The sequence below is a fragment of the Acetobacter sp. AN02 genome (assembly GCF_029759835.1).
Taxonomy (GTDB): domain Bacteria; phylum Pseudomonadota; class Alphaproteobacteria; order Acetobacterales; family Acetobacteraceae; genus Acetobacter.
Genome location: NZ_JAJJND010000142.1, coordinates 1 through 3,963, shown reverse-complemented (window position 1 = coordinate 3,963; position 3,963 = coordinate 1). Strand labels below are relative to the sequence as shown.

At 58.5% G+C, this 3,963-nt stretch carries 7 protein-coding genes; 5 read left to right on the top strand and 2 right to left on the bottom strand.

From position 1 onward, the window contains the following. A partial coding sequence (locus tag LOC54_RS11650) for an efflux RND transporter permease subunit (RefSeq protein ID WP_279313960.1) occupies positions 1-347 on the top strand: 347 nt, incomplete at its 5' end. Here LOC54_RS11650 and LOC54_RS11645 read toward each other — a convergent pair. Together LOC54_RS11645 and LOC54_RS11640 are read right to left on the bottom strand one after the other, a co-directional pair. Continuing rightward, positions 335-475 carry a hypothetical protein gene (locus tag LOC54_RS11645; protein WP_279313959.1) on the bottom strand — a complete coding sequence of 47 codons (141 nt, stop codon included), beginning with the start codon at positions 473-475 and terminating at the stop codon, positions 335-337. The genes LOC54_RS11650 and LOC54_RS11645 overlap by 13 nt on opposite strands. A gap of 13 nt (positions 476-488) precedes the next feature. Next, the gene (locus LOC54_RS11640) at positions 489-1,433 is read right to left on the bottom strand and encodes a ribokinase (RefSeq protein ID WP_279313958.1); all 945 of its coding nucleotides are present in this window, start codon (positions 1,431-1,433) and stop codon (positions 489-491) included. A gap of 145 nt (positions 1,434-1,578) precedes the next feature. On the opposite strand from LOC54_RS11640, the gene LOC54_RS11635 reads away from it, so the two are divergent. Genes LOC54_RS11635 through LOC54_RS11620 form a run of 4 tightly spaced genes read left to right on the top strand, consistent with a single transcriptional unit; the run spans position 1,579 to position 3,684 of the window. Next, the gene (locus LOC54_RS11635; protein ID WP_279313957.1) at positions 1,579-2,064 is read left to right on the top strand and encodes a MucR family transcriptional regulator; all 486 of its coding nucleotides are present in this window, start codon (positions 1,579-1,581) and stop codon (positions 2,062-2,064) included. Between the two features lie 41 nt (positions 2,065-2,105). Further along, complete coding sequence (gene sppA / locus LOC54_RS11630) at positions 2,106-3,035, top strand: signal peptide peptidase SppA (protein WP_279313956.1); 930 nt, start codon at positions 2,106-2,108, stop codon at positions 3,033-3,035. Positions 3,036-3,058: 23 nt separating this feature from the next. Further along, positions 3,059-3,370 (top strand): integration host factor subunit beta, encoded by a 312-nt coding sequence (locus tag LOC54_RS11625; RefSeq protein ID WP_279313955.1) that lies wholly within the window; start codon positions 3,059-3,061, stop codon positions 3,368-3,370. Continuing rightward, the gene (locus LOC54_RS11620) at positions 3,367-3,684 is read left to right on the top strand and encodes a hypothetical protein (RefSeq protein ID WP_279313954.1); all 318 of its coding nucleotides are present in this window, start codon (positions 3,367-3,369) and stop codon (positions 3,682-3,684) included. Before LOC54_RS11625 ends, LOC54_RS11620 begins: the two co-directional genes overlap by 4 nt. Positions 3,685-3,963: the final 279 nt, after the last annotated feature.

Sequence of the window (3,963 nt, the reverse complement as noted above, 5' to 3'; positions counted from 1 at the left end):
CCTTGCCCATAAACCCGTCCTCTCTCAGGCCGGTCTATAGCTTAACCCCCTGTCCAAAAAACCGGGGCCACCTCTGTCTGACGCGGTTCCGCCCCATTCTGATGACGACGCTGGCTGCGGCTTTAGGGGCGGTGCCTCTGGTTCTGGGCAACGGGTACGGAGCGGAGCTGCGGCGTCCGCTCGGGATTGCGGTTGTGGGCGGGCTTGCGACCAGCCAGCTTCTGACGCTTTACACGACGCCTGCGGTCTATCTTCTGATGGAGCGGATTTCGGCACGGGTCCGGAAGTTCCGGATGCCCTGGTCGCGCCGGCGGGTTCCGGGGGATGCGGAGATCTACGGGGCGTAGCCGGCTCCGGTTCCGAGGTAGGGACCCTGCTGTCCTGCGTGTGTGCGGTGCTGTCCGTATGTCATGTTGCCCTGCGGTGCGTGGCAGGCCGCGAGGAGGAGCAGGCTGAGGAGGATGATGCGGTGCATGTGGGAATGATCCTTATTGTTCCCTGAGGAGTTTACTGACTTCCTGAGCATAGGGGGCTGAGTCCGCGCCGCCTTTTTTTGTCGTGGCGAGGGCACCGCAGGCTGCTGCGGTCCGGACGGCTTCGGGCAGGGGGGCGTCGCGCAGGAGGGCGGATGCCAGTCCGGCGTTGAAGCAGTCTCCGGCGGCGACGCTGTCTGTTGAGGTGACTCTGAACGGCGGGATGAAGCCTTCCTCATCGGGTCCTGCGTAGCACACGCCTGCGGCTCCGAGTTTGACGATGGCGATGCTGACACCGCGTTCGCGAAGCTGTCTTGCGGCGGTAAGAGCGGTTTCCTGAGTGTGCGGGCGGATGCCGGTAAGGCATTCCGTTTCCGTTTCATTTGGCGTGATAATGAAAATTTTCCTCAGCAGATCATCGGAAATTCCTTCCGGGGGTGCCGGGGCGGGATCGAGGATCACGCGGATATCTTTTTCCACGGCGAGGCGGATGGCTTCGATATTGGTTGCGGGAGGGATTTCCCGCTGCAGCAGGAGGAAATCTCCGGGGTTGAGATGACGGATGATCTCGCGGGCTGTTACTTCATCAAGTTCTGAATTCGCGCCTGATGAGACAGTTATCATATTTTCACCATGTGAATCGATACTGATCAGGGCAAGTCCTGTGTGAAGAGATGGTAATGTTTTTATATGATCGAGGGAGATGTTTTCCTTTATCAGTATTTTACGGGCCATGTCTCCGAAGCTGTCATCACCTGTTGTTCCTGAGAACATTACATCGATTTCAAGTCTTCGCAGGGCGATCGCCTGATTTGCGCCTTTCCCGCCGGGTGAGAAAAAAACATTTTCCGCTATAATTGTCTCACCGGGATGAGGGAGTGAGGAAGATTTTGCAATGATATCTATATTGATGCTTCCCAATACGGCGACACGTCTGTGTGATTTTTGTAAACATGACATTCAGGAAACTTTCTCATCAGGGTGTTGCGGAAAAAGATCATATTCATTATTTACCGCAGAAGAAGAGGGTTAATCTTCGTCATGCAGGGAAGTGAGCGTTACTGGTTTGTAACGGAGTTTCCCGCTCTGAAGGGTTTTTTTTAAAATGTCAGAAAATCAGAAAGCATCTGCAGATCTGCTTAATCTTACGGCGCAGATTGTTTCGGCTCACGTTTCAAATAATACATTTTCTTCGGAAAATATTCCGGCTCTTATCCGCGATGTCTATCTTGCTCTGCAGTCAGCCGGTCAGGCTGAGCCGGAGCCCGAGAAGCTGCAGCCTGCCGTTCCGGTGAAGCGTTCCGTGTTCCCCGATTACATTGTGTGTCTTGAGGACGGCAAGAAGCTCAAGATGCTCAAGCGTCATCTGCAGAGTGCCTATGGCATGACGCCGGAGCAGTATCGTGAGCGCTGGGGTCTGCCGGCTGATTATCCGATGGTTGCTCCGAACTATGCCGAGCGTCGCTCCACGCTGGCGCGTGAGATCGGTCTGGGCCGCAAGATCAGCGCGTCTTCAGGCGGGGATGGCGAGGGTGGCCGCAAGCGTGCTGCCGCGCGCAAGACGCAGACGGCCCCTTCTGCCGGATCCTGAGAATCCGTGATGCCGTGCCTGCCTGACCTGGGAGCTGAGTGATGAGTGAGACCGAGGATGGCAGGCTGGTGATTCGCGACCGGATACGCCGCAGGATGCGTCTGTGGCGGATCGGGGCGTTCGGGCTGTTTGTTGTGGCCTGTTTTGTCTCGTTCAGTGTGCGGAATCGTCCGTCCGGTCCGCATCTGGTGCGGATGGATGTCAGCGGGGAGATCGGCTCGGATGTCTCGCGCTGGACGGATGCTCTGGCGGAGGCGGAGAAGGACCCTTCCGTGAAGGGGCTTCTGCTGACCATCAACAGTCCTGGCGGGGCTGTGACCGGCGGGGAGATGCTGCATGATGCCATAGAGCGTTTTGCGCGGAAGAAGCCGGTTGCGGTGTCGATGGGGGCGCTGGGTGCGTCTGCCGGATATATGATTGCGGTGCCTGCGCAGAGGATTTTCGCGCAGAGCAGCACCCTGACGGGATCTGTCGGGGTGATCATGCAGGCTCCTGACGTGTCGGGGCTGCTTGGCAAGATCGGTGTGAATTTTGACGTGCTGGTTTCCGGTCCGATGAAGGGGCAGCCTTCCGTTGTGAAGCCGCTGTCTCCTGAGGGGCGGGAGATGCTTCAGGGCGTTGTTCTGGATATGTATGACCAGTTCGTGGATATTGTGGCCCGCGGGCGCCACATGCCACAGGACAGGGTGCGTGCGCTGGCTGACGGGCGTCCCTATACGGGGCGGCAGGCTCTGAAGCTGGGTCTGATTGATGCGATCGGTTCCCGGCAGGAGGCTCTGGTCTGGCTGCGTCATGAGACGAAGCTGCCGGGTTCGGCGAAGCCTGACGATATCGGGGATGATCAGAAGAAGTATGATTTTGTCCGGCGTCTGCTTCTGCGTCCTTCGGGTTTGCTGTCTTCCGTGTTTCCTTCAGGCTTCATGAGCATGACGCCTTATGTTGACGGCGTGATGGCGATCTGGAAATCTTAGGTTCCTCAGAAAGGGGAAGGCCGATGACCAGGTCCGAACTTGTAGCGAAAATCGCTGCCGCCAATCCGCATCTGCAGCTCCGGGAGGCCGAGCTGATTGTCCAGACGATTCTGGATGAGATTTCTCAGGCTCTGGGCCGGGGGGATCGTGTCGAGCTTCGCGGTTTCGGTGCGTTTACCGTCAAGCAGCGTGCGGCCCGGAGCGGTCGCAATCCCAGAACTGGTGAGGCTGTTGAGGTTGCGGACAAGGCGGCTCCGTTTTTCCGTGCGGGCAAGGAGCTTCGTGAGCGGGTGAACGGGGGCCATGTTCCGAAGGCCGGGGATCTGCCGGGATGATTGTGCCTGCGCGCTGGAAGCTGTGCGGTGCGGTGTTCTGTCTGGTTCTGGCTGCCGGGGGGCTTGCGGGTCATGCGGCGTTTGCGCGTCAGTCCCAGCATAAGGGGGCGCGTGCGTCTCATGCGCCGGCTGATCTGTGTGAGGGTGAGGGGCGGCGTTCCGTTGTGATTTCTCCCGGAGCGGGCCGGGGTCCGGCCCGGATACGGTCTTCCGGCCACAGGCGGTCTGATCAGGTTCAGGTCGGCACGGCGATGTATTACACGGACAGGAAGCATGGCTGCCTGCTCCGGCCGCGCAGGCGCCATCGGGGCTGAGGTTCTGGTGGCCGGGAGAGAGTCAGTTATCCGGCTTTTCTGTCATCGGTTCTGACGTGAGCAGATGAAAAGCCTGGCCGTCGAAATTATAGAAATATGTTCCGTGCCCGGTTTCATTCCGGCTTCCGGTGGCAATCAGCAGGCTGCTATCCCGCTTCCATGAGAGAGGTTCTTGCGTATCTAATACCAACGGTTATAGGGTCTGACCTGTGTGAGCCCACTTTCTGAGACCGATGGATCGGATGGTTTCCGGCAGGGCAGAGAGATTGTTCCAGGCTG

What these genes read in the sequence shown, in the direction of transcription:
- LOC54_RS11620 (WP_279313954.1), top strand. Translation starts at nt 3,367, where the DNA reads ATGATTGTGCCTGCGCGCTGGAAGCTGTGCGGTGCGGTGTTCTGTCTG.
- LOC54_RS11635 (WP_279313957.1), top strand. Translation starts at nt 1,579, where the DNA reads ATGTCAGAAAATCAGAAAGCATCTGCAGATCTGCTTAATCTTACGGCG.
- LOC54_RS11625 (WP_279313955.1), top strand. Translation starts at nt 3,059, where the DNA reads ATGACCAGGTCCGAACTTGTAGCGAAAATCGCTGCCGCCAATCCGCAT.
- sppA (WP_279313956.1), top strand. Translation starts at nt 2,106, where the DNA reads ATGAGTGAGACCGAGGATGGCAGGCTGGTGATTCGCGACCGGATACGC.
- LOC54_RS11640 (WP_279313958.1), bottom strand. Translation starts at nt 1,433, where the DNA reads ATGTCATGTTTACAAAAATCACACAGACGTGTCGCCGTATTGGGAAGC.
- LOC54_RS11645 (WP_279313959.1), bottom strand. Translation starts at nt 475, where the DNA reads ATGCACCGCATCATCCTCCTCAGCCTGCTCCTCCTCGCGGCCTGCCAC.